Source organism: Polymorphobacter sp. (assembly GCF_051860865.1).
GTDB lineage: Bacteria > Pseudomonadota > Alphaproteobacteria > Sphingomonadales > Sphingomonadaceae > Sandarakinorhabdus.
This window is the reverse complement of record NZ_JBIMKZ010000026.1, coordinates 1-21,390: the sequence shown is the minus strand read 5'-3', so window position 1 is coordinate 21,390 and position 21,390 is coordinate 1. Positions and strand designations below refer to the sequence as shown.

Sequence of the window (21,390 nt, the reverse complement as noted above, 5' to 3'; positions counted from 1 at the left end):
ACTCGCGCAAGCCCGGCCGGCGGGGCGGTTGGCCCGCGGCCAACCGAACCCGTCCGGCGCCAGGGCGCGGCTTTGCCGCGACCGCTGTTTTGTTTAGAGCAGAAAACCTCCGGCGGCCGGGGCCTCAGGCCCCGGGCCCCAAATCGGGAATTCCGCACTCTCCTAGCCAATTGTTGATGGCGTCATAGTCAGTCGGCGGCCTGGTCGCGTCCGCATCGTCCCCTCGCGGCACAAAAATGACCATTCCCTGACGCGCGCGTGTCAGCAGCACGCGATAGGCATTGCGCACATAGTCGGCACGGCCGAGGCCGCCACCGACATCATGGATCGCCGTCCATCGCGTGCCGCGGAATTCGCGCGCTTCCCAGCCATGCGTGCGACGAAGGTTGAGATCCCAGGCAACGCAGGTCCAGTCCAGCTCCAGCCCCTGAACATCAAATTCAGTCGCCGCATCTTCAAGCGCGCTCGACGATCGAACGTCGTCGACACCGTTCAGGAACCAGTTGCAGACGTCCACATCAGCCTTGACATACAGGCCTTCAGGCTTGAGCCGCAGGGCGTTTGAGGATGCGAGCAAGCCGGAGCGCTCGGTGGCACGGCGACGGGACCGCAGCCAGGCCCGTGCGGCGGCCAGATCGCGCGTGCGAAAAAGGGGAAACGAATGGCTGGACGGCATCGCGCGGCGTGCGATCTCGGCATCATTTCCGAGCAAAGCAGCAACAAAAGCCGAAACTGATTCCGCGCGAAATGAGCGTACGCAGACCGAGAGATGAAGCGTCGGGTCTGGCGCTGCGACTCGCTGTTGAAGATGCCAACGTAGTCCGGCGTCGAGGGCGCCATCAGCAAGAAGATGGGGCGGCAAATGTACGTCCCAGTGCCGAAGATCGCCCTGAAGCGCCCGGATCCATTCCGCAATGCCAGCTTCTCCGCGATTGATTTCCTGTCCTTCGCCAATCAGGCACACCACCACGCACCAACGCTCATGACGGTCCATGACCGACAGCAGAAAGGCCGGCTCCGACATGTCGAACCCGGGCTGGCCACGCTTCTTCTGCATGAAATTGGCTGTCTGTTTACGGTCCCAGGCGCGCTGCGCTTCGTCAAAAACGACGACATGTTCGGATGGTAAATGATCGATCAGATATTGATCGCGAAAGTGATGGACGTTCTGGACGAATTTGTCGGGTGATCGCTCGGCCAGATGGCGAGCATCGCTATTACCCGCCGTGGGGCGGCCCTCGCGCGCGCGAAGATCCCGCTTCAGCGCTTCGCGCAGCACATCGACCAAGGGCCCGTTGCCGGACAGGAAGGTGGCATCTTCTCCAATATCCTTGGCCATGCGGCCGCAGGCGATATTGAGGCCCGCAAGCGTCTTGCCGGCGCCCGGCACGCCGGTGACGAAGCAAATGGCCTTGCCTCCTTGCTCTTTCATGCGATCAACAATCGCTTCGATGGCCGCGGCCGTGCGCGTCAGATTTTCCGAACCCGCCTCCGATCGGGATATCTCGGCCACCTCATGGCCTCGATACAGCGCTTCCGCCGCTTCAATGATGTTCGGTGTCGGGCGATACGCGCCAGCGGCCCAATCCAATGGATCAAGCCTTGCGGTATCGCCAGTGGCAAGCATCTGACGGATTGTTGGGAGCATATCGCCCGGATTGAGCGAAATCGGGCTGTGAACACGGTCGGGTGCCCAGAGCCCTAGACCGAGTTGTTGCGGTGGCGCCTCTGTAGAAACGAGCAACGGAATAATCGCCTTGTCGTGCGAACTGGCGTGAAAATTCTTCAGGTCCAGCGCATAGCCATGCACTTGTTCGATCGCATAACGGGGGAATAGGCGCTCGCCGATCTTGTATTCGATAACAAAAACGAGCCCACCGGCGATAATAACGGCATCGGCGCGCCGGCCCATGCGCGGGATCGCGAACTCCAAAAACATGTGGGCGTCGGGAAGCGCGGCGCCAACCTCTTGCAGATGAACAATTTCATATTGCCATGCCAACCGCTGTGACGGCTCGACCGGAAAGGGCAGGGATCGTGTGAGTGCCCCGAGAATCTGGTCCGGATGCGCAGCGGCGAATTCACACCCCGATGCATGATAATAGGCGCGCTGCATCTTCAATGCGTGCCAGGTGACCAGATGACACGCAAGAAACGTTTACGAATTGGACACTGATTAATGAACAACGGGTAGAGGGCTAACCCCCTGCCCCGCCGGACGCTCTCATTCAAGAAAAACGCCTCGGGTGAAGCCCGTGGCGCTCATCGGACGGGCCGGCGGGGAAGGGCCCCGCCGCCCGCGTCGTGCCTACGCCGCCTTCGGCGCGCTTTCCCGCACGGCGGCATCGACATGCGCCTCGAACTGCGCAAAATTCTCGATGAACATCCCCACCAGCGCGGCAGCGCGGGCGTCATAGGCTGCCTTGTCGGGCCAGGTTTCGCGGGGGTTGAGGATCTTGGCATCGACGCCCGGCACTGCGACGGGCACCTGGAAACCAAAATTCTCGTCGGTGCGGAATTCCGCATTGCGCAATGAGCCGTCCAGCGCCGCGTTGAGCAGCGCGCGGGTGGCCTTGATCGGCATGCGGCTGCCGGTGTCGCCGGTGCCGGCGCCGCCGCCGGTCCAGCCGGTGTTGACCAGCCATACATCGACGCCGCCCTTGGCGATCCGCTCCTTCAGCAGATTGCCGTAGATGCTCGGGTGGCGCGGCATGAACGGCGCGCCGAAGCAGGTGCTGAACGTCGCTTCCGGCTCGGTGACGCCGATCTCGGTGCCCGCCACGCGCGCCGTATAGCCCGACAGGAAGTGGTACATGGCCTGCTCGGGCGTCAGCTTGGAGATCGGGGGCAGAACGCCGAAGGCATCGGCGGTCAGCATGATGATGTTCTTCGGCACCGGGCCGAGGTTCTCGGCGCTGGCGTTGGGGATGAAGTCGATCGGATACGAACCGCGGCTGTTTTCGGCGAGCCGGTTATCGTCGAGGTCGATCTCGCGCGTCACCGGATCGATGACCACATTCTCAAGCACCGTACCGAAGCGCTGGGTGGTGGCGAAGATCTCGGGTTCGGCCTCGGCGCTCAGGCGGATCACCTTGGCATAGCAGCCGCCTTCGAAGTTGAAGACGGCGGTATCGGACCAGCCATGCTCGTCGTCGCCGATCAGCGTGCGGCTGGCGTCGGCGGACAATGTCGTCTTGCCGGTGCCGGACAGGCCGAAGAACACCGCGGTGTCGCCGTTGGGGCCGATGTTGGCCGAGCAGTGCATCGGCATTACGCCGGACATCGGCAGCAGATAATTGAGGATCGAGAAGACGCTCTTCTTCATCTCGCCGGCATAGGCGGTGCCGCCGATCAGGATCGTCTTGCCTTCGAAATCGACGCCAACCACCGTTTCGGTGCGGCAGCCGTGGCGTGCCGGGTCAGCCTTGAAGCTAGGCAGGTCGATGATCGTGTAGTCGGGGACGAACGCCGCCAGCTCGGCAAGTTCCGGACGAACCAGCAGCGTCCGGATGAACAGGCTGTGCCAGGCCTTTTCGGTGATGACACGGACCTTGACGCGGTGCTGTTCCTGCGAGCCGCCGAACAGGTCCTGGACGAACAGCGTGTCCTTCTCAGCCAGCGCGGCGGCGAAATCGGCCTTCAGCGCGGCGAACTGCTCGGGCGTCATCGACTTGTTGGTGTTCCCCCACCAGATCGCGTCCTCGGTCTTGGCATCGCGGACGATGAACTTGTCCTTGGCGCTGCGGCCGGTGTGCTTGCCGGTCTCCACGACGAGCGCGCCATGCTTGCTCAGAAGCCCCTCGTGGCGCTCGACGGCGAGCTCCACCAGCGGCGCCGTGCCGAGATTCCAGAACTGGCGGGCCTGGGTCGGGTAGCCACTGTCAGCCAGGGTGAAGCTCGAAGGGGTTCCTGAAATCTCGACTGTGGCCACGCGGCAATCCTTCCCGTTACGCAGGGCGGCCTCGAAGCCGCACATGATTCTCAAGGGCGCATAGCCAGTCACTGCCTTCCCGTCAAAACCCATGGGCCAAATCGGGCGGCGGGCGACGGCGCGCCCTTGCGTTCAGACGCGTGGAGCGCAACAAGCAGGGCCATGTCGGATGTCGAAGCCCCGCCGGTCGCCGCCCCTGTAATCGCGCTGGTCGATGATGACCGCAACATCCTCACCTCGGTATCGATCGCGCTGCAGGCTGAAGGCTTCACCGTGCGACTATATTCCGATGGCGATACGGCGCTGAAGGGTCTGACAGAGAATCCGCCCGATCTCGCCGTGCTCGATATTAAGATGCCGCGGATGGACGGGATGGAAGTGCTGCGTCGTCTGCGCGAAAAATCCGAGCTGCCGGTGATCTTCCTGACCTCCAAGGATACCGAGATCGACGAGGCGCTGGGTCTGGCGATGGGTGCCGATGACTATATCGGCAAACCATTCAGCCAGCGGCTATTGATCGAGCGCATCCGCGCCGTGCTGCGCCGCGCCGCCAACCGCCGGGCGCTGCCTGAAGCAGAGCCGACCGAGCCCGTGGCCGAGCCGATCGTGCGCGGCCGGCTGACCATGGATCCCGCCCGTCACCGGGTGACCTGGGACGCCGGCGAAGGACGGCGCGGCGACGTGGCACTCACCGTCACCGAATTCATGATTCTCGAGACGCTGGCGGCGCGGCCGGGCTTCGTCAAATCGCGCGAACAGCTGATGGACGCCGCCTATCAGGACGATGTCTATGTCGATGATCGCACCATCGACAGTCATATCAAGCGGCTGCGCAAGAAGTTTCGCGCCGTTGACCATGAATTCAAGGGTATCGAGACACTCTATGGTGTCGGTTATCGCTTCAACGAAGGCTGAGGCCGCCGACCAGCCCTCACCCGAGGTGCAGGAATGGCGCCGGGGCCTCGGCTTCGGCTCCGTGCGGGCGCGGATTTTCGCTGTCAATATCGTCGCCGTGCTCGTGCTGGCGATCATGCTCATCTACATCGATGCGGTGCGCGGCCGGCTGCTCGACGAGCGTTCCGCCGAACTGGCTCGCGAGGCCACTACCATCGCTAGCCTGACCGCCAGTCTTGCGCCCGAAGACCGGGCGGCGGCATTGGGACGGCTGGCGATGAGCCGGGGCACACGGCTAAGGCTCTATGGGCCCAATGGCACGTTGCTGGCCGACAACTGGCGCAACGCCGCGGTGCCGCGTTTCGAAATAGACGACCCGGCGGCTACCACCTGGCGCCGTCGCTCGGCGCGGTTCATCGACCAGGCGCTCGAACGACTTTCAGGCCTTCGCCCACTAGAGCCCTATGCAGAGCGGAGCCCGGACCGTGCCGACCGCTGGCCTGAAACCGACCGCGCCGCCCGTCTCGGTGCGGCGGCGACCGAACTGCGTCGCGCGGCCGACGGCAGCTTGGTGCTGGGCGCCGCGGCGGCGCTGCGGATCGACGAGTCTGGCGAATGGCCCGGCGTTATCCATCTGACTGACAGCGCCGAGGACCTGTCCGAAATCTTGCGCGCCGAGCGGCTGACCAGCTTCTGGCTGCTGGTGGCGGTGACGGCGTTGACCCTGGCGCTGTCGTTCTTCCTGGCTCGCACCATCGTTCGTCCGCTACGCATGTTGGCGATCGCCGCGCATCGGGTGCGGCTAGGTCGCTCGCGCGAAGTCATCGTTCCCCGTCTGCCCGAGCGTCGGGACGAGATTGGCGCGCTCGCCCGTGCGCTGTCGGACATGTCGATCGCGCTGAGAGGCCAGATCGACGCCACCGAGGCCTTCGCTGCCGATGTCGCGCATGAGCTCAAGAACCCGCTCGCCTCGCTGCGGTCGGCCGTCGACACGCTTGGGCAGGTCGAGTCGGTCGAGCTGCGCGAGCGGCTGATGCTGGTCATCCGCGATGACGTGGCGCGGATCGACCGGCTGATCACGGACATCTCGGATGCCAGCCGGCTCGATGCCGAGCTGTCGCGCTCGCGCTTCGAGCTTATCGACATCGCGGCGCTCGCCGCCGGGTTGGTCCAGGCCTATGCGACTGCCGGCTTGCCGCGTGACCTGTCGGTGGAACTCGAACCGGCCGTCGGCGCCGCGCTGGTCCGGGGCGATCCGCAGCGCCTCGCCCAGGTGCTGCGCAACCTGATCGACAACGCCTTGTCCTTTTCGCCTTCGGGCGGCCTGGTGCGGGTCAGTGCGCGCCGCGCCGGGGCTGAAATACTGGTCAGCGTCATCGACGAGGGGCCGGGCGTACCGGCGGAAAATCGGGCCGATGTGTTCACGCGCTTCTATTCGCAGCGCCCCGAGGCCGAAGACTTCGGCCGTCATTCCGGCCTCGGCCTGTCAATCGCCGCGAGCATCGTCACCGCGCATGGCGGGCGCATCCATGTCACTGATCCGCCGGGCGGGCGCGGCGCGGCGTTCATCGTCAGCCTGCCGCCGGCATGACCGAGCCGACGCTGCACGGTACGGTGGTGGCCGCCCCCGGCCTGCCGCTGCGGGCCGTGCTGCTGCTCGGGCCGCCGGGTGCCGGCAAGTCCGACCTGGCGCTGCGGCTGATCGATCGTGGCTGGAAGCTTGTCGCCGATGACCGCGTGATCCTGAAAGTCGACGGGGAAGACCTGATCGCCACGCCGCCGCTGGCGCTGGCCGGGCTTATCGAAGCGCGTGGCGTCGGCCTGCTGGCGGTCCCGTCGCTGCTGTCCGCCCCGCTGGCGCTGGTTATCGACGTCGCGGCCAAGCCGGAGCGATTGCCGACACCCGGCGTCTGGACGTCACCCCTCGCGCCCGGCCTGTCGCTGCCCCTGCTGGGTCTGGATCCCCGCCCGGCCTCGGCGCCGCTGCTCGTCGAGCAGGCCTTGCGAAGCCACGGTATTCGCGGTCAGGCTGGCGCAATGACCGAAGATGAGTCGATCCCGTCCCCCTCACTGCCGCTGCTGGCGATCAGCGGCATGTCGGGGGCTGGCCGGTCGACAGCGCTGAAGGCGCTCGAGGATCTCGGTTATGAAGTCGTCGATAACCTGCCCTTGGCGCTGGTCGACACATTGATCACGGCCGCGCCGGGCGTCGAGTCGGGCGCTGCGCGCCCCTTTGCCTTCGGCATCGACAGCCGGACGCGCGGCTTCGACGCGGCGCTGCTGGTCGAACGGCTGCGGACGCTCCGTGATTCTGGCCATGACATCCGGCTGGTCTATCTGGACTGTTCCGATGACCAACTGGTGCGCCGCTTTTCCGAAACCCGCCGCCGGCATCCGCTGGCCATCGACCGACCGGTCGCCGATGGCATCGCCCGCGAGCGCGAGCTGACCGCGCCGCTGCGGCGCTGGGCCGATCTTGTATTCGACACGTCCGACCTGTCGGTTTCCGATCTGCGCCGCCGCATCGCCGAGCAGCTCGGCCAGTCCGCCGAGTCGCGGCTGACCATCAGCCTGGCCAGCTTCGGCTTCGCCAACGGCCTGCCGCGCAATGCCGACCTGGTGTTCGACATGCGCTTCCTGGCCAATCCGCACTGGGATGCGGCGCTGCGGCCGCTGACCGGCGAGGACCCGCGCGTCGTCGCCCATATCGAAGCCGACCCGGCCTATTCACCGGCGCTCGACCGGATCGTCGACCTGCTGGTGACGCTCATCCCGGGCTATATCCGTGAGGGCAAGGCCTATCTCGCCATCGCCATCGGCTGCACCGGCGGCCGTCATCGGTCGGTGGCCGTCGCCCGCGCCCTCCAGCAGCGGCTGGCCGACGCCGGCCATGGCGCGCTGCTCAGCCATCGCGATCTCAATCGCGCCGGCAGCGATGCGGCCGGTCTCGCCGCGGCGCCTGACGCCACCACGACGGATACCCATTGACAACCGCCCCCCTCAAGGGCCAACGCCACGACCGATGATCGGACTTGTCCTCGTCACGCACGGCCATCTCGCCGATGAGTTTATCGCCGCGACCGAACATGTCGTGGGCGAGCAGAAACTCGTAGAGGCGATCTGCATTGCCGCCGATGATGACATGGAGGTCCGCCGCGCCGATATTGCCGCCGCCATGGCCCGTGTCGATGAAGGCGACGGCGTCATCATGCTCACCGACATGTTCGGCGGCACGCCTTCCAACCTGGCGATCTCACTGTTGCGTCCCGGCGTCGAAGTGATCGCCGGCATCAACCTGCCGATGCTGATCAAGCTGGCCGGCGTGCGCAAGACGATGGGTGTCGCCGCTGCCGTGGAGGCCGCCCAGACGGCCGGGCGAAAATATATCGCGGTTGCCTCAAAAATGCTCGGCGAAGCGGCTTGATCCGCTGATGACGAACAATGCTGCGGGCCCTGTCGAGGTGACGATTACAAATCGGCGCGGTCTGCATGCGCGCGCCAGCGCCAAGTTCGTCACGCTGGCGAGCAGCTTTTCGGCCCAGGTGATGGTCGGCCATGATGGCCATGAGGTGCCGGGCACCTCGATCATGGGCCTGATGATGCTGGCCGCCGGCCCCGGAGACGTCATCACCCTGTCGGCCAACGGCAGCGACGCGGCGGAGGCGCTGGACAGGTTGACCGGTCTGGTCATGGACAAGTTCGGAGAAGACTGAGGCCCGCCCCGTACCCGCCCCCTGACGTCGCACCGCTTGCCGGGACCTTGGCGCCGCCCTAGACGTTTGCCCATGAAATCAGCTTTTCCGTTCTCCGCCATCGTCGGTCAGCAAGAGATGAAGCAGGCGCTGCTGATGGCGGCCGTCGAGCCCCGTCTCGGCGGCGTGATGGTGTTCGGCGATCGCGGCACCGGCAAGTCCACGGCCGTACGCGCGCTGGCGGCGCTGTTGCCGCCGATGCAGGTGGTGCCCGGCTGCCGCTATGGCTGCGCGCCGAAGGACGCAACCACCTGCTTCGAGGGTTGCCGCGCCCGAGCCGGCAAGGCGGTGGCCGAAGTGCCGGTGCCATTTGTCGACCTGCCGCTGGGCGCCACCGAAGACCGCGTTGTCGGCAGCCTCGATCTCGAGCGCGCGCTGGCGACCGGTGAGAAGCGCTTCGAGCCCGGCCTGCTCGCCAAGGCCAATCGCGGCTTTCTCTATATCGACGAGATCAACCTGCTCGAGGACCATCTCGTCGACCTGCTGCTTGATGTTGCGGTCTCCGGCCAGAATGTCGTGGAGCGCGAAGGCCTGTCGATTCGCCATCCGGCCCGCTTCATCCTCGTCGGCAGCGGCAATCCGGAGGAGGGAGAGCTTCGCCCGCAGCTGCTCGACCGGTTCGGCTTGTCGGTCGATGTCCGCACCCCCACCGATATCGGCGACCGCATCGAGATCGTCCGCCGCTGTGATGCCTTCGATCGTGATCCCCAGGCGTTCAGCGCCCGCTTCGCCGACGCCGAGCATCAGGTGCTGGACCAGATTGCCGCGGCGCGGCGCAAGCTGTCCAAGGTCGAAGTGACAGACAGCATCCTGGAGCTCGGTACCCGGCTCTGCCAGGCGGTCGGCGCCGATGGGCTGCGCGGCGAACTGACCTTGCTGCGCGCGGCCCGCGCCACCGCCGCCCTTGCCGGCAAGAAGCATGTCCATCCCCATCATGTCGCTGCCGTGGCGGCGCTCGCGCTGCGCCACCGGATGCGCAAGAATGTGCTCGATGACAGCGGCAGCACGGCGCGGATCGACCGGGCGGTGGCCGAGCTCGTCCCCGCATGAGCAACCTTGCCAAGGCGGGGCTTTTCGAGGCTCCCGCCGAGGCTGTCTCCATTGATCCGGCCGAAGCCGCCGCCGCCCGCTGGGCACTGGCGCTGGCCGCCATTCCGCTCATCGCCGAGGCGCCGGCGCTCGGCGGCATCTGGCTCAAGGCCCCGGCCGGCCCGGTCCGCGATATCTGGTGCGAGGCGCTGGCACTGCACAAGCCCGTCCGTCGCCTGCCATCCAGCGCCGACGCCGATGCGCTCGATGGCGGGCTCGATCTGGCCGCCACGCTGGCGGCGGGTCGCCCGGTTCACCGTCCCGGGCTGCTCGCCGATCTCGGCGATGGCATCCTGCTGGTGCCGATGGCGGAGCGGCTGTCGCAGGCGCTGGCGGCGCGGCTGGCGGCGGCGCTCGACGCCGGCGGCCCGGCGGTGGTGCTGCTCGATGAATCGCCGCCGCCCGAGCCCGGCGAGCCACCCGAGACGGCCATCGCCCAGGCGCTGGTCGAGCGGCTGGCGATCCACCTCGACCTGACCGGCGTCCGGCTGCCGATGGCCGCGTTACTTGCCGGCGAGGCGCCCGATCTCGATCCCTTCATGCCGGAGGGCGACATGGCGGCCGTCGACGATCCGGCAGGCTCCTTGTCCGGGGCCGCGGCGGCGCTCGGCATCGCATCGGTGCGGGCGCCGCTCCACGCGCTGCGTCTTGCCCGTGCGCATGCCTTGTCGGATGGCCGAGCGTCACCGGCCGCCCCTGATCTGCAACTCGCCGCCGCCCTTGTCCTCGGCCCGCGCGCCACCCAGCTGCCACCAGGCGAGCCCGAGCAACAGGCCGGCGACGACGCCGAACCGCCGCCGGAGCCACCACCCGGGTCCGACTCTCCGCCGGACAGCCCCAACGATCAGCCCGCTCCCAATCCAGACGACCTCGACGACCTTGTGCTGGAGGCCGCCGCCGCTACCATCCCGCCCGACGTGCTAGATAGCCTCGCCAAGGGGCTCGCCAGCCGCAACAGCGCCAGCGGCAGCGCCGGGGCCAAGCTGCGCTCGCTGGTCTCCGGCCGCCCCGCCGGCGTCCGTGCTGGTGCGCCCGGGCGCGGTGCCCGCCTCGCGCTGATCGAGACGATCAAGACCTCTGCACCGCGGCAGAAGCTGCGGCCGCCGCGCGCCGATGGCCGGTTGTCAATCCGCCATGATGATTTGCGCATCCGCCGCTTCGTGGCGCGTGCCGCCAGCACCACCATCTTCGCCGTCGACGCCTCCGGGTCCGCCGCCTTTGCCCGCCTTGCTGAAACCAAGGGCGCCATCGAGCTGCTGCTGGCCCAGGCCTATGTGAAGCGTGCCGAGGTCGCCTTGATCGCCTTTCGCGGTCAGGAGGCCATGCTGGTTCTTCCGCCGACACGCAGCCTGGCCCGTGCCCGGCGCGAGCTTTCAGCGCTGGCCGCTGGTGGCGGCACGCCGATCGCCGCCGGGCTGGCCCTGGCCCGACAGGTGGCGTTGGCCGAACGCAACAGGGGCCGCACACCGCTGATCGTGCTGCTCACCGATGGCCGCGCCAATGTCGGCGACGCCTCGGGGCGGTCGCCGCAGGAGGCGGCATTGGCCGAGGCCCGGGCGCTCGCCGCGACCGGCCTGCGCGCCGTCTTCATCGATTGCGCCGCCCGCCCGCGCCCCGAAGGCCCGGCGCTTGCCGAGGCGATGGCCGCGCCGCATGTGCCCCTGCCGCGGCTCGATGCCCAGGCCGTGGTCAGCGCCGTCACTGTCGCGCAAAAGGCGCTGTCATGAGCGTGCTGGACTGGCACCGCCATGGCCCGTCATGGCCGAACAGCGATGCGAGCCGCTTTGTCGCCGCCGGCGGCGTTCGCTGGCATGTCCAGCTGCTGGGGCCGGAGGTGCCCGACACGCCGGTCGTGCTGCTGCTCCATGGCACCGCCGCCAGCACCCATAGCTGGCGCGACCTCGCGCCACTGCTCGCCGCCCGTTTCCGGGTCATCGCCCTCGATCTTCCCGGCCATGGCTTCACCAGCCGGATGGCGCGGCCAAGCCCCGTCGCCGTTGCCCAGGCGGTGGCGGCGCTTACCGGGACGCTCGGCCTCGCCCCGACGCTGATCATCGGCCACAGCGCCGGCGCTGCATTGGCACTGACCATGGTCCAGCACGGCCTTGCCGCACCGCGTGCGGTGATCGGGCTGGGCGGTGCTTTGCTGCCGTTTCCGGGCATGGCCGGCAAATTGTTCCCGGCAATGGCGCGGATGCTGTTCGTCAATCCGCTGGTCCCCGGCCTGTTCGCCAGCCGCGCCCGTCGCCCCGGGGAGGTCGCCCGCTTCCTGGCCAAATCGACCGGCTCGCGGCTCGATCCGCGCGGAATTGCGCTCTACGAGACGCTGATGCACGCCTCCGGCCATGTCGGCGGCGCGCTGGCGCTGATGGCCAACTGGAATTTGGAGCCGCTCAAAGCCGCCTTTCCGCGCCTCGACTTGCCGGTGCTGCTGGCGCATGGCGCGCAGGACCGCACCATCCCGCCCTTGGTCGCCACCACGGTTGCCGCCCGCCTGCCGCAAGGATGCGCGCAGATCGTGCCCGGCCTCGGTCATCTGGCGCATGAGGAAGCCCCCGACCAGTATGCCCGGATGATCACCGACTTCTACGAGTCGCTGGCCTGACGGTCAGCCCTCGGCGGTCTGGTCGAGGCTCTCCACCAGATGCGCGACCAGCCGCTTGCGCACCGTCGCCATCTCCTCCGGCGTCCAGGCGCGCAGACCCTCGCCGGTCTTGAAGCCCAGCTTGCCGGCGGCGATCTGCGTGTCGAGCCAGGGGTGGTGGGGGTGGCTGCCGTGCAGGTCCGGCATCAGCGCGCTATGGATGTCCCGGGTGAGGTCGAGCCCGATCAGGTCCATGTTCTCGGCTGGCCCGAGCACGGCCAGCCTTAGCCCGAAGCTGTTCTTCACACAGTCATCGAGAGTTTGGGCATCGCAGACGCCCTCGGCGATCAGCGCGATCGCCTCGTGCCAAAGCGCATGCTGAAGCCGGTTGCCGATGAAGCCGGTGACATCCTTGCGGACATGGGCCGGCTTCTTGCCGATGCTGGCCAGCAGCGCCATCGTCGCCGCCACTGTTTCAGGGCTGGTCCGGGCCCCCTGGATCACCTCGACCAAGGGGATCAGCGCCGCCGGATTCCACCAGTGGGTGCCGACCATGCGCTCGGCGGTCTCCAGGCCGTCGCTGATCGCCGTGATGCGGATCACCGACGAATTGCTGCCAAGGATGGCATGGCGCGGCGCCAGTTGTGCCAGATCGGCGAACAGCGCCCGCTTCAACTCGAGCCGCTCGGGTGCTGCCTCGGTGACGAAATCGGCGTTGCCGACGGCGGTGGCGAGATCTCCGGTCGGGATGATCCGGTCCGCCGCCGACAGATCGGCGCCGATCAGCGCGAGATCGTCCCTTATCCGGTCGATGATCGTCTCGCGGACCGGTGCATGCGGCTCATGGACATGGACTCGGTGGCCGGCAACGGCGAAGCACTGGGCGATGCTGGCGCCCATCAGCCCGCCGCCGATGACCGCAATTTCCGACAACGACATTCACACTCCCCAAAAAGCCGCATCATGCGTTATCATCGCGCATGGACGCAAAACATTATGGCCTCATCGAGATGGTGATGATGTTCGCCATCGTTGGCGGCTTCACCGCCTGGACCTTCTGGTCGCTCCGCAAGAAGGACGACGACTAGACCATCAGCCGCGCCGCGGCATTCGCCATGGCAGCATCCATTGCACGGTCTCGGTGCGGAACCGGTCGAGCGACAGCGATTCATGGACCGCGTCGACCTCCTCTCCCCACAGGGTCATCGCCAGCGCCGTGCGCGCATAAAAGGGCGTGTCCTCCCAAGTCGCGCGCAGCCGGGCGGCGCCGGCCGTATCGGCGCGCGTCGTGCGGCCCATTCGCCAGCGGGTCTTGGGCAAGGTCACCGGCACCGGCATCTCGCAGACCTCGGCATTCCCGTCGGTGCCGATGCGCAATGCCATGCCGAACTCGCTGCCTGATCGCAGCTTGCCCTCGTAGATCACGGCCGTGTCGCCATTGGCCATATGGGCGCGCGACCACTGCCAGTCGGCAAACCCATCCTCCAGCGGCTCGGAGCCATGATTGGCATCGAGATAACCGTCGCCCGACCAGCGCAGGTCGGGCCGGGACATCTCCACCTCGACCCGGGCGCGCGGGGCCAGTGGCTCCCAGACATGCTTCCCGCTGGGATCGAGCCGGAACCGTCGCTGGCCGAGCACCTGCGGCGTCAGCCGGATGCGGCCCTGCACGGGCAGCGGGATCAGCGCATTGACCTCATGAATGTCGATCACCAGCTGCTCGCCGTCCCAGTGCATCTGGCTGGGGCCAATGCGAAGCGTTCGCGCATCGCGCCACAGCGATTTCTGGCTGCGCTCGGTCATCGTCCACCGCCGCCCGCGCGTGCCGTAGAGGGCGACGTTCAGGGCAACATGGTTTTCCGGCGTGTGGCGGCCGCTGGCCTTGTAATAAGGCGAGAAGACCGAGCCGATGAAGGCGATGATGGTCAGGCCGAAGCGCCCGCAATCGCTTTCGGCGTCGATGTACCACCAGCGATAGCCATAGGGCGGAATGTCCTGGTCGAACCGCGCGCCTTGAGGATCGCATCGCTCGCCAAGCGGCCGGACAAGGCCGCCATCGGCACGCCCGCGCCCGGATGCGCCGAGCCCCCCGCCAGCCACAGCCCCGGAATCCGGCTGGCGCTTCCCGGCCGGCGGAAGCTGGCCCGCCACCCGTGCGAGACCCGACCATAAAGGGCTCCACCCGTCGAAGGGAAAAGCGCCTCGAACATCTTCGGGTCGACCTGCACCAGGTCCTTCGGCCGGAGCGTCAGCCCGCAGCGCCTGAGGCCCTCGAAACTCGCCGTCCGACATGCATCCATCTCCTCTGATGTGGGGCTGCGGCCGTCACCGGTGGCCGGGGCATTGATGATCAACTGGAACCGCTCGATAGGCCCTGACGGGGCGCTTTCGCCGCGATCCTGAGCACAAACATAGACGCTGGGGTGCGACGGCAGCCGCTTCTGGGCAAAAATCTCGCGGAATTCACGCGCATAATCGTCGGAAAAGAACACATTGTGACGATCGAGCGCAAAGCCGTTCGCCTCGCCGGTCATCATCAGCACGAAGCCGGACAGCGAGCGGTCGGCGGGTGGCGTGCCCGCTGCGGCACCCGCCACGGCTGGCCCGAAGCGCCCGTCGGCCAGCGCACTGACATCGCAGTTGGCGATCACATCGGCCGCCTCGATCACCTCGCCCGACGCCAGCCGCACGCCGCTGGCCCGGCCGCCCGTCACGCAGATCTCCTGCACCTCGGTGCCGTAATGAAAGCGTGCACCGTGCCGGTTGGCCAGAGCCGCCACCGCCTCGGCCAGCCGGTGCATGCCGCCTTCCACCAGCCAGACGCCGCGCGCCTCCAGATGGGCGATCAGCATCAGCGTTGCCGTGGCCTCATAAGGTGAGGCACCACAATAGGTGGCATAGCGGCCATAGAGCTGGATCAGCCGGGGGTCGCGGAAGTGTCGGCCGAGCGCCTTCCGCAAGGTCTGGAATGGGTTGATGGCCAGCATCTCGGGCATGCCGGATAGGCCGAAGCGCGCTGCCAAACCGACCGGCGACGTTGCCGGCGCCGCCATGAACCGATGTTCGAGCGCATCCCAGATTCGCTTGGATTCAGCCTGGAAGGCATCCCAGCCCGCTGCTTCGGACGCGCCGGCAAAGGCCGCCACGGCCTCGCGCGAACGGCCGGGATCGCGCCACAGATCGAGCTGCGTGCCGTCCTGCCAGCCGTGGCGGGCCAGCCGTTCGGCGCTGGTCAGGGTCAGGTGATCGGCCAATTGCTCGCCCACCTGGTCGAACATGGCCTCGAACAGGTCGCGCCCGGTAAACACCGTGGGTCCGGCATCGACGGCAACGCCGCCGCAATCGACCGTACGCAGCTTGCCGCCCGGATGATGCATGCGCTCGACCACCACTACCGGCACGCCAGCACCGGCAAGCCAGGCCGCAGCGGAAAGCCCGCCCATGCCCGCCCCGACGATCACCACTGGCATTTCGCGCGCCAAAACCGCGTGCTCCCCGTTTTTATCGCCGCCGATGATTGACCGTTCGGGCGCCACTGTCCAGAGAAGATGACACCATGAGTGTCAAGCCGACTTTCCGCGAGCGTTTTCTGCTGTGGCGTAACGGCTGGCTGATGCAGCCGTCGTTCCAGCGTATGGCGATGCGGCTGCCGGGGCTGCGCAGCGTTTCCCGCCGCCACGCCGCCAGCATGTTCGGGGTCATTACTGGTTTCGTCTACACAAAGACGCTGACCGCCGTCGTGGATCTCGGCTGGATCGCCCGACTGGCAGTGGCGCCGGCGAGCACGGCCGAACTAGGCGCGATCGCCGACCTGCCACACGCGGCCACGGCGCGGCTTTTGGCGGCGGCAGCGTCCATCGACCTGGTCGAGGCGCTGCCCGGTGACCGCTGGACATTGGGCCAGCGCGGCGCGGCGCTCGCCTCCAATCGCGGTGCGCTGGCGATGATCGAGCATCACAAGCTATTCTATGACGATCTCGCCGATCCGGTGGCGCTGCTGCGCCAGGGTCGCGGCGGCGGCAAGCTGGCCCGCTTCTGGAGCTATGCCGAATCGGCCGGGCGCGGCGAGCCTGCGCGTGCCGATGATGTCGAGACCGCTGCTTATTCAACACTGATGGCTGCCTCCCAGCCGATGGTCGCCGAGCAGGTGCTGGAGAGCCTGGATTTTCGCCGCTATCGCCGGCTGCTTGATATCGGCGGCGGCCATGGCGCCTTCCTCGCCGAGGTGGCGGCGCGCCATCCTTCGCTGGAACTGGCACTTTTCGACCTGCCCCCAGTGGTCGCCGCGGCGAGTGATGTGCTTGCCGGCCGCGGACTGGCCAAAGTGGCGGTGCACGGTGGCAGCTTTCGCGATGATCCACTGCCGACCGGTGCCGACCTTATTAGCCTGGTGCGGATCCTTCACGATCATGATGACGAAGTAGTGCAGGCGCTGCTGGCTTCGGTCCATGCCGCGCTGCCCGCCGGTGGCCATCTGCTGATCGCCGAGCCCATGGCCGGCACGCTTGGCGCCGAGGCGATGGGAGACGCTTATTTCGGCCTGTATCTGTGGGCCATGGGCTCCGGGCGTCCGCGCAGCGCCGAGGCATATCGGACGATGCTCGCCCGCGCCGGCTTCGCCCGAGTGCGCGAATTGCCCTCCGCGCTGCCAATGGTGGCGCGAATTCTGCTGGCCGAACGTTAGTCAAGACACATTCCATGCCCGACGTCGGCATGTGTAAAAACTTTTTGACGCACAAAACCGTCAAGTTCTCTTTACATCGGCATCTGTTGCGATAAATTGACGCCATGGAGAAGGGCGCCCGGGAGGGACGCGCTTCCGGGGAGCACGGATGGATACATTGGCGGTCGTTGTGGAGGCTCCGGGGCAGGTTACGCTCCGCCGTCTCGGCATGACTCCGCCTGACGCCGATGATCTCGTCGTCGCCGTGGATTTCAGTGGCATTTCGATGGGCACCGAAAAGCTCATGTACAAGGGCACGATGCCCGCGTTTCCCGGCATGGGGTATCCGCTGGTGCCAGGCTATGAGGCGGTGGGCCGCGTCGTCGATGCCGGCGCCAAGGCGAAGTCGCGTATCGGCGACACGGTGTTCGTGCCCGGTTCCTCCAAATTCATTGGCGCACGCGGCCTCTTCGGCGGTTCTGCGCGGACCCTGGTCACCGGCAGCAGCCGTGTCCTGTCGATTCCTGCCGGGCTCGGGGACCAGGCCGTGCTGATGTCTCTGGCCGCGACGGCCCGCCACGCACTGGTCGGCGGCGACCTGCCGGATCTGATCATCGGTCACGGTGTGCTCGGCCGACTGCTTGCGCGCCTGGCGGTGGCCGAAGGGCGGACGCCCACGGTCTGGGAGATTGCTCCCGAGCGGATGAGTGGTGCCGACGGCTATACGGTGACGACGGCCGACGCCGACGAGCGGCGCGACTATCGCAGCATCTATGATGCTTCCGGCGACTCGGACATTCTCGATTCGCTGGTGATGCGGATGGGCCATGGCGGCGAGATCGTCCTCGTCGGCTTCTATGCCGAGCCGCTGCACTTCAATTTCGCCCCTGCCTTCCGCCGCGAGATGCGGATGCGCGTGGCCACCGAATTCCAGCCGCAGGATCTGGCCGATGTCATCGCCATGGTCGGCTCCGGGCGGCTTTCGCTGGACGGGCTGGTGACCAACCGGGTGCCGGCCAATGATGCGCCGACGGCCTATGGCGAGGCCTTCAGCGATCCGTCCTGCCTGAAGATGGTCTTTGACTGGAGAGATGTCGCATGAGTGTCCAGACGCTTCTCGATGAAGTGGCGGCCCTTCGCGCGGAAGCGTCGATCGAGCCGGATCCGGTCCATACCGGCGAAGTCACCAAGGAAACCCAGATCATCGCCATTTATGGCAAGGGCGGTTCGGGCAAGTCGTTTGCGCTGGCGAACCTCAGCTACATGATGGCCCAGCAGGGCAAGCGGGTGCTGCTGATCGGCTGCGATCCGAAATCGGATACTACCTCGTTGCTGTTCGGCGGCAAGGCCACGCCCACCATCATTGAAACCTCGTCGCGCAAGAAGCTCGCCGGCGAGGAGCTGAAGATCGAGGACGTCTGCTTCCAGCGCGACGGGGTCTTCGCCATGGAGCTCGGCGGACCGGAGGTTGGTCGCGGCTGCGGCGGTCGCGGCATCATCCATGGCTTCGAGACGCTGGAGAAGCTCGGGTTCCATGACTGGGGCTTCGACTATGTGCTGCTCGATTTCCTTGGCGACGTTGTCTGCGGCGGCTTCGGCCTGCCGATCGCCCGGGACATGTGCCAGAAGGTGATCGTCGTCGCCTCGAACGACCTGCAGTCGCTCTATGTCGCCAACAATGTCTGCAAGGCCGTCGAATATTTCCGCAAGATGGGCGGCAATGTCGGTGTCGCCGGCATCCTCATCAACAAGGACGACGGCACCGGCGAGGCCCAGGCCTTTGCCGATGCGGTCGGCATTCCGGTGCTGGTGTCGATCCCGGCGCACGACGATATTCGCAAGAAATCGGCCAATTACCAGATCATCGGCACCACCGAGAGCCAGTGGGGCCCGTTGTTTGCCGAGCTGGCCTCCAACGTCGAGACCGCGCCGCCGGTCCGCCCGTCGCCGCTCGACCAGGATGGGCTGCTCGGCCTGTTCAAGCCCGAGGATACCGGCGGCAATGTCACGCTGAAGGCCGCAACACAGGCCGACATGCGCGGCGGCGTCTTCGAGACCCGCCCCTCGCTCGAGGTTGTCTACGACAATGTCTGAGTCGCTCGATCTCAAGGGCGCGCCCCCCGTGGTGGATGCCCCGATCGAAGGCGCCGGCTGCCATGCCGGCGGTGATACGATGCGTGAAGCGGCGGCCAAGGCCGGCAAGTCCGAAGTACTCGATCGCTATGCGGCCGACTATCCCAAGGGGCCGCACGATCAGCCGCAGTCGATGTGCCCGGCCTTCGGGTCTCTGCGCGTCGGCCTGCGCATGCGCCGCACCGCCACCATCCTCTCGGGCTCGGCCTGCTGCGTCTATGGCCTGACCTTCACCTCGCATTTCTACGGCGCCCGCCGCACCGTCGGCTATGTGCCTTTCAATTCGGAATCTCTGGTCACCGGCAAGCTGTTCGAGGACATCCGCGAGGCGGTTCATGAGATGGCCGACCCGGCGCTGTACGATACCATCGTCATCACCAACCTCTGCGTGCCGACCGCTTCGGGCGTGCCGCTGCAATTGCTGCCCGATGTCATCAACGGCGTCCGAATCATCGGCATCGACGTGCCGGGCTTCGGCGTGCCGACCCACGCCGAGGCGAAGGACGTGCTCGCCGGGGCGATGCTGTCCTATGCCCGCAAGGAAGTGATGGCCGGTCCGGTCGCGGCGCCTGCCGTGCGCCAGGACAAGCCGACGATCACGCTGCTCGGCGAGATGTTCCCGGCCGATCCGGTGGGCATCTCGATGATGTTGGAGCCGATGGGCCTCGCCGCCGGTCCGGTCGTGCCGACGCGCGAATGGCGCGAGCTCTATGCCGCGCTCGATTGCGCCGCCGTTGCGGCGATCCATCCCTTCTACACCGCGTCTGTGCGCGAATTCGAAGCCGCTGGCCGCAAGATCGTCGGCTCGGCCCCGGTCGGTCGTGACGGCACCGCCGCCTGGCTGACCGCCATCGGCGAGGCTTGCGGCATCTCCGCCGACAAGATCGCGGCGGCGCACAACAAGTTCCTTCCCGCCATCGCCGGCGCGCTGGCCGGGAAGCCGATCAAGGGCCGGGTCACCGTCTCGGGGTATGAAGGTTCGGAGCTGCTGGTGGCGCGCCTGTTGATCGAATCGGGCGCCGACGTGCCCTATGTCGGCACCGCCGCGCCGCGCACCCGCTGGTCCGATCCCGACCGCGAGTGGCTGGAGGCCAAGGGCGTGCGCATCCAGTATCGCGCCAGCCTGGAGCAGGATATCGCGGCGGTCGACGAATATCGCCCGGACCTGGCGATCGGCACCACTCCCGTCGTCCAGCACGCCAAGACCAACGCCATTCCCGGCCTGTATTTCACCAACCTGATCTCCGCCCGTCCGCTGATGGGCCCGGCCGGCGCCGGCAGCCTCGCGCAGGTGATCAATGGCGCGCTCGGCAACAAGGCGCGGTTCGACAAGATGCAGGCGTTCTTCGAGGGCGTGGGCGAAGGTTACACTGCCGGCATATGGGAAGACACGCCTGTCGACCGGCCCGAGTTCAAGAAGAAGTTTGCCGCCAAGCAGTTCGCCGCCGCCAAGGCCGAGGAGGCCATCGGCTCATGACGCTGATCCTCGATCATGATCGGGCCGGCGGTTACTGGGGCGCGGTCTATGTCTTCACTGCGGTGAAGGGCCTGCAGGTCATCATCGATGGTCCAGTCGGCTGCGAGAACCTGCCGGTAACCTCGGTCCTCCACTACACTGATGGGCTGCCGCCGCACGAGCTGCCCATCGTCGTCACCGGCCTTGGCGAGGAAGAACTCGGCAAGACCGGCACCGAGGCCGCGATGAAGCGCGCCTGGAAGACGCTCGATCCGGCGCTGCCCTCGGTGGTCGTCACCGGCTCGATCGCCGAGATGATCGGCGGCGGCGTGACACCGGAAGGCACCAGCATCCAGCGCTTCCTGCCGCGCACCATCGACGAGGACCAGTGGCAGTCGGCCGACCGCGCCATGACCTGGCTGTGGACGCAATATGGCCCAAAGAAGATGCCGGCGCCCAAGGTCCGGAAGGACGGCGAGAAGCCGCTCGTCAACATCATCGGGCCGATCTACGGCACCTTCAACATGGCGTCCGACCTCGCCGAGATCCGGCGGCTGGTGGAGGGCATCGGCTGCGAGGTCAACATGGTCTTCCCGCTCGGGAGCCATCTCGCCGACGTCCGCAAGCTCGCCGATGCCAGCGTCAACATCTGCATGTATCGGGAGTTCGGCCGCAATCTCTGCGAGGCTCTTGAGCGGCCCTATCTGCAGGCGCCGATCGGTCTCAATTCCACCACCCTGTTCCTGCGCAAACTCGGGGAACTGACCGGCGTCGATCCTGAGCCGTTCATCACCCGCGAGAAGCACACCACGATCAAGCCGCTGTGGGACCTGTGGCGCTCGGTGACCCAGGATTTCTTCGGCACCGCCAGCTTCGCCGTCGTCGCCA

General features: G+C 66.9%; 18 protein-coding genes and 1 pseudogene. 14 read left to right on the top strand and 5 right to left on the bottom strand.

All coding sequences use genetic code 11. The features are described from left to right. Window positions 1-124: 124 nt before the first annotated feature. Entirely contained in the window at window positions 125-2,116 is a 1,992-nt protein-coding gene (locus ACTIFJ_RS06765) for a DUF2075 domain-containing protein (RefSeq protein WP_439533334.1), read from the bottom strand. Between the two features lie 192 nt (window positions 2,117-2,308). Further along, the gene (locus ACTIFJ_RS06760; RefSeq protein ID WP_439533353.1) at window positions 2,309-3,916 is read right to left on the bottom strand and encodes a phosphoenolpyruvate carboxykinase; all 1,608 of its coding nucleotides are present in this window, start codon (window positions 3,914-3,916) and stop codon (window positions 2,309-2,311) included. Between the two features lie 177 nt (window positions 3,917-4,093). Here ACTIFJ_RS06760 and ACTIFJ_RS06755 point away from each other — a divergent pair, with 177 nt between their 5' ends. The 9 genes and pseudogenes from ACTIFJ_RS06755 to bchO all read left to right on the top strand — a co-directional run bounded on the left by ACTIFJ_RS06755 (window position 4,094) and on the right by bchO (window position 12,271). After that, window positions 4,094-4,846 (top strand): response regulator transcription factor, encoded by a 753-nt coding sequence (locus ACTIFJ_RS06755; protein WP_439533333.1) that lies wholly within the window; start codon window positions 4,094-4,096, stop codon window positions 4,844-4,846. Continuing rightward, entirely contained in the window at window positions 4,818-6,416 is a 1,599-nt protein-coding gene (locus tag ACTIFJ_RS06750; protein ID WP_439533332.1) for a stimulus-sensing domain-containing protein, read from the top strand. Before ACTIFJ_RS06755 ends, ACTIFJ_RS06750 begins: the two co-directional genes overlap by 29 nt. Then, a pseudogene (locus tag ACTIFJ_RS06745) lies at window positions 6,413-6,655 on the top strand (HPr kinase/phosphorylase); the annotation flags it as partial. The gene ACTIFJ_RS06750 and the pseudogene ACTIFJ_RS06745, both read left to right, overlap by 4 nt. A 207-nt stretch (window positions 6,656-6,862) precedes the next feature. Further along, entirely contained in the window at window positions 6,863-7,813 is a 951-nt protein-coding gene (rapZ, locus tag ACTIFJ_RS06740; RefSeq protein ID WP_439533352.1) for an RNase adapter RapZ, read from the top strand. A 34-nt stretch (window positions 7,814-7,847) separates the two neighbouring features. Continuing rightward, entirely contained in the window at window positions 7,848-8,249 is a 402-nt protein-coding gene (locus tag ACTIFJ_RS06735) for a PTS sugar transporter subunit IIA (protein WP_439533331.1), read from the top strand. Window positions 8,250-8,256: 7 nt separating this feature from the next. Then, a complete protein-coding gene (locus ACTIFJ_RS06730; protein WP_439533330.1) occupies window positions 8,257-8,538 on the top strand; it encodes an HPr family phosphocarrier protein in 282 nt (93 codons plus the stop codon). Between the two features lie 72 nt (window positions 8,539-8,610). After that, on the top strand, window positions 8,611-9,627 hold the full coding sequence (bchI, locus tag ACTIFJ_RS06725; RefSeq protein ID WP_439533329.1) for a magnesium chelatase ATPase subunit I: 1,017 nt from the start codon (window positions 8,611-8,613) through the stop codon (window positions 9,625-9,627). Next, on the top strand, window positions 9,624-11,393 hold the full coding sequence (locus tag ACTIFJ_RS06720; protein ID WP_439533328.1) for a VWA domain-containing protein: 1,770 nt from the start codon (window positions 9,624-9,626) through the stop codon (window positions 11,391-11,393). The genes bchI and ACTIFJ_RS06720 overlap by 4 nt, the downstream gene beginning before the upstream one ends. Beyond that, on the top strand, window positions 11,390-12,271 hold the full coding sequence (gene bchO, locus ACTIFJ_RS06715; protein ID WP_439533327.1) for an alpha/beta fold hydrolase BchO: 882 nt from the start codon (window positions 11,390-11,392) through the stop codon (window positions 12,269-12,271). Before ACTIFJ_RS06720 ends, bchO begins: the two co-directional genes overlap by 4 nt. 3 nt (window positions 12,272-12,274) lie before the next feature. Here the strand turns inward: bchO and ACTIFJ_RS06710 are convergent, their stop codons facing one another. From ACTIFJ_RS06710 to crtD, 3 genes are all read right to left on the bottom strand, one after another. Continuing rightward, window positions 12,275-13,189 carry a 3-hydroxyacyl-CoA dehydrogenase family protein gene (locus tag ACTIFJ_RS06710; RefSeq protein ID WP_439533326.1) on the bottom strand — a complete coding sequence of 305 codons (915 nt, stop codon included), beginning with the start codon at window positions 13,187-13,189 and terminating at the stop codon, window positions 12,275-12,277. A gap of 153 nt (window positions 13,190-13,342) precedes the next feature. Continuing rightward, window positions 13,343-14,053, bottom strand: coding sequence for a hydratase (locus ACTIFJ_RS06705; protein WP_439533325.1), 711 nt, complete (start codon window positions 14,051-14,053; stop codon window positions 13,343-13,345). Between the two features lie 122 nt (window positions 14,054-14,175). Then, window positions 14,176-15,720: a 1-hydroxycarotenoid 3,4-desaturase CrtD gene (crtD, locus tag ACTIFJ_RS06700; RefSeq protein ID WP_439533324.1), complete on the bottom strand. Its 1,545-nt coding sequence runs from the start codon at window positions 15,718-15,720 to the stop codon at window positions 14,176-14,178. Window positions 15,721-15,806: 86 nt separating this feature from the next. On the opposite strand from crtD, the gene ACTIFJ_RS06695 reads away from it, so the two are divergent. The 5 genes from ACTIFJ_RS06695 to ACTIFJ_RS06675 all read left to right on the top strand — a co-directional run. Then, window positions 15,807-16,934: a methyltransferase gene (locus ACTIFJ_RS06695; protein ID WP_439533323.1), complete on the top strand. Its 1,128-nt coding sequence runs from the start codon at window positions 15,807-15,809 to the stop codon at window positions 16,932-16,934. Window positions 16,935-17,082: 148 nt separating this feature from the next. Further along, window positions 17,083-18,015 carry a chlorophyll synthesis pathway protein BchC gene (gene bchC / locus ACTIFJ_RS06690; protein WP_439533322.1) on the top strand — a complete coding sequence of 311 codons (933 nt, stop codon included), beginning with the start codon at window positions 17,083-17,085 and terminating at the stop codon, window positions 18,013-18,015. Then, entirely contained in the window at window positions 18,012-19,007 is a 996-nt protein-coding gene (locus tag ACTIFJ_RS06685) for a chlorophyllide a reductase iron protein subunit X (protein ID WP_439533321.1), read from the top strand. The genes bchC and ACTIFJ_RS06685 overlap by 4 nt, the downstream gene beginning before the upstream one ends. Next, window positions 19,000-20,523 (top strand): chlorophyllide a reductase subunit Y, encoded by a 1,524-nt coding sequence (gene bchY / locus ACTIFJ_RS06680; protein ID WP_439533320.1) that lies wholly within the window; start codon window positions 19,000-19,002, stop codon window positions 20,521-20,523. Before ACTIFJ_RS06685 ends, bchY begins: the two co-directional genes overlap by 8 nt. Further along, window positions 20,520-21,390 (top strand): nitrogenase component 1 (locus tag ACTIFJ_RS06675; protein WP_439533319.1); only part of this gene is annotated, 871 nt, incomplete at its 3' end. The genes bchY and ACTIFJ_RS06675, both read left to right, overlap by 4 nt.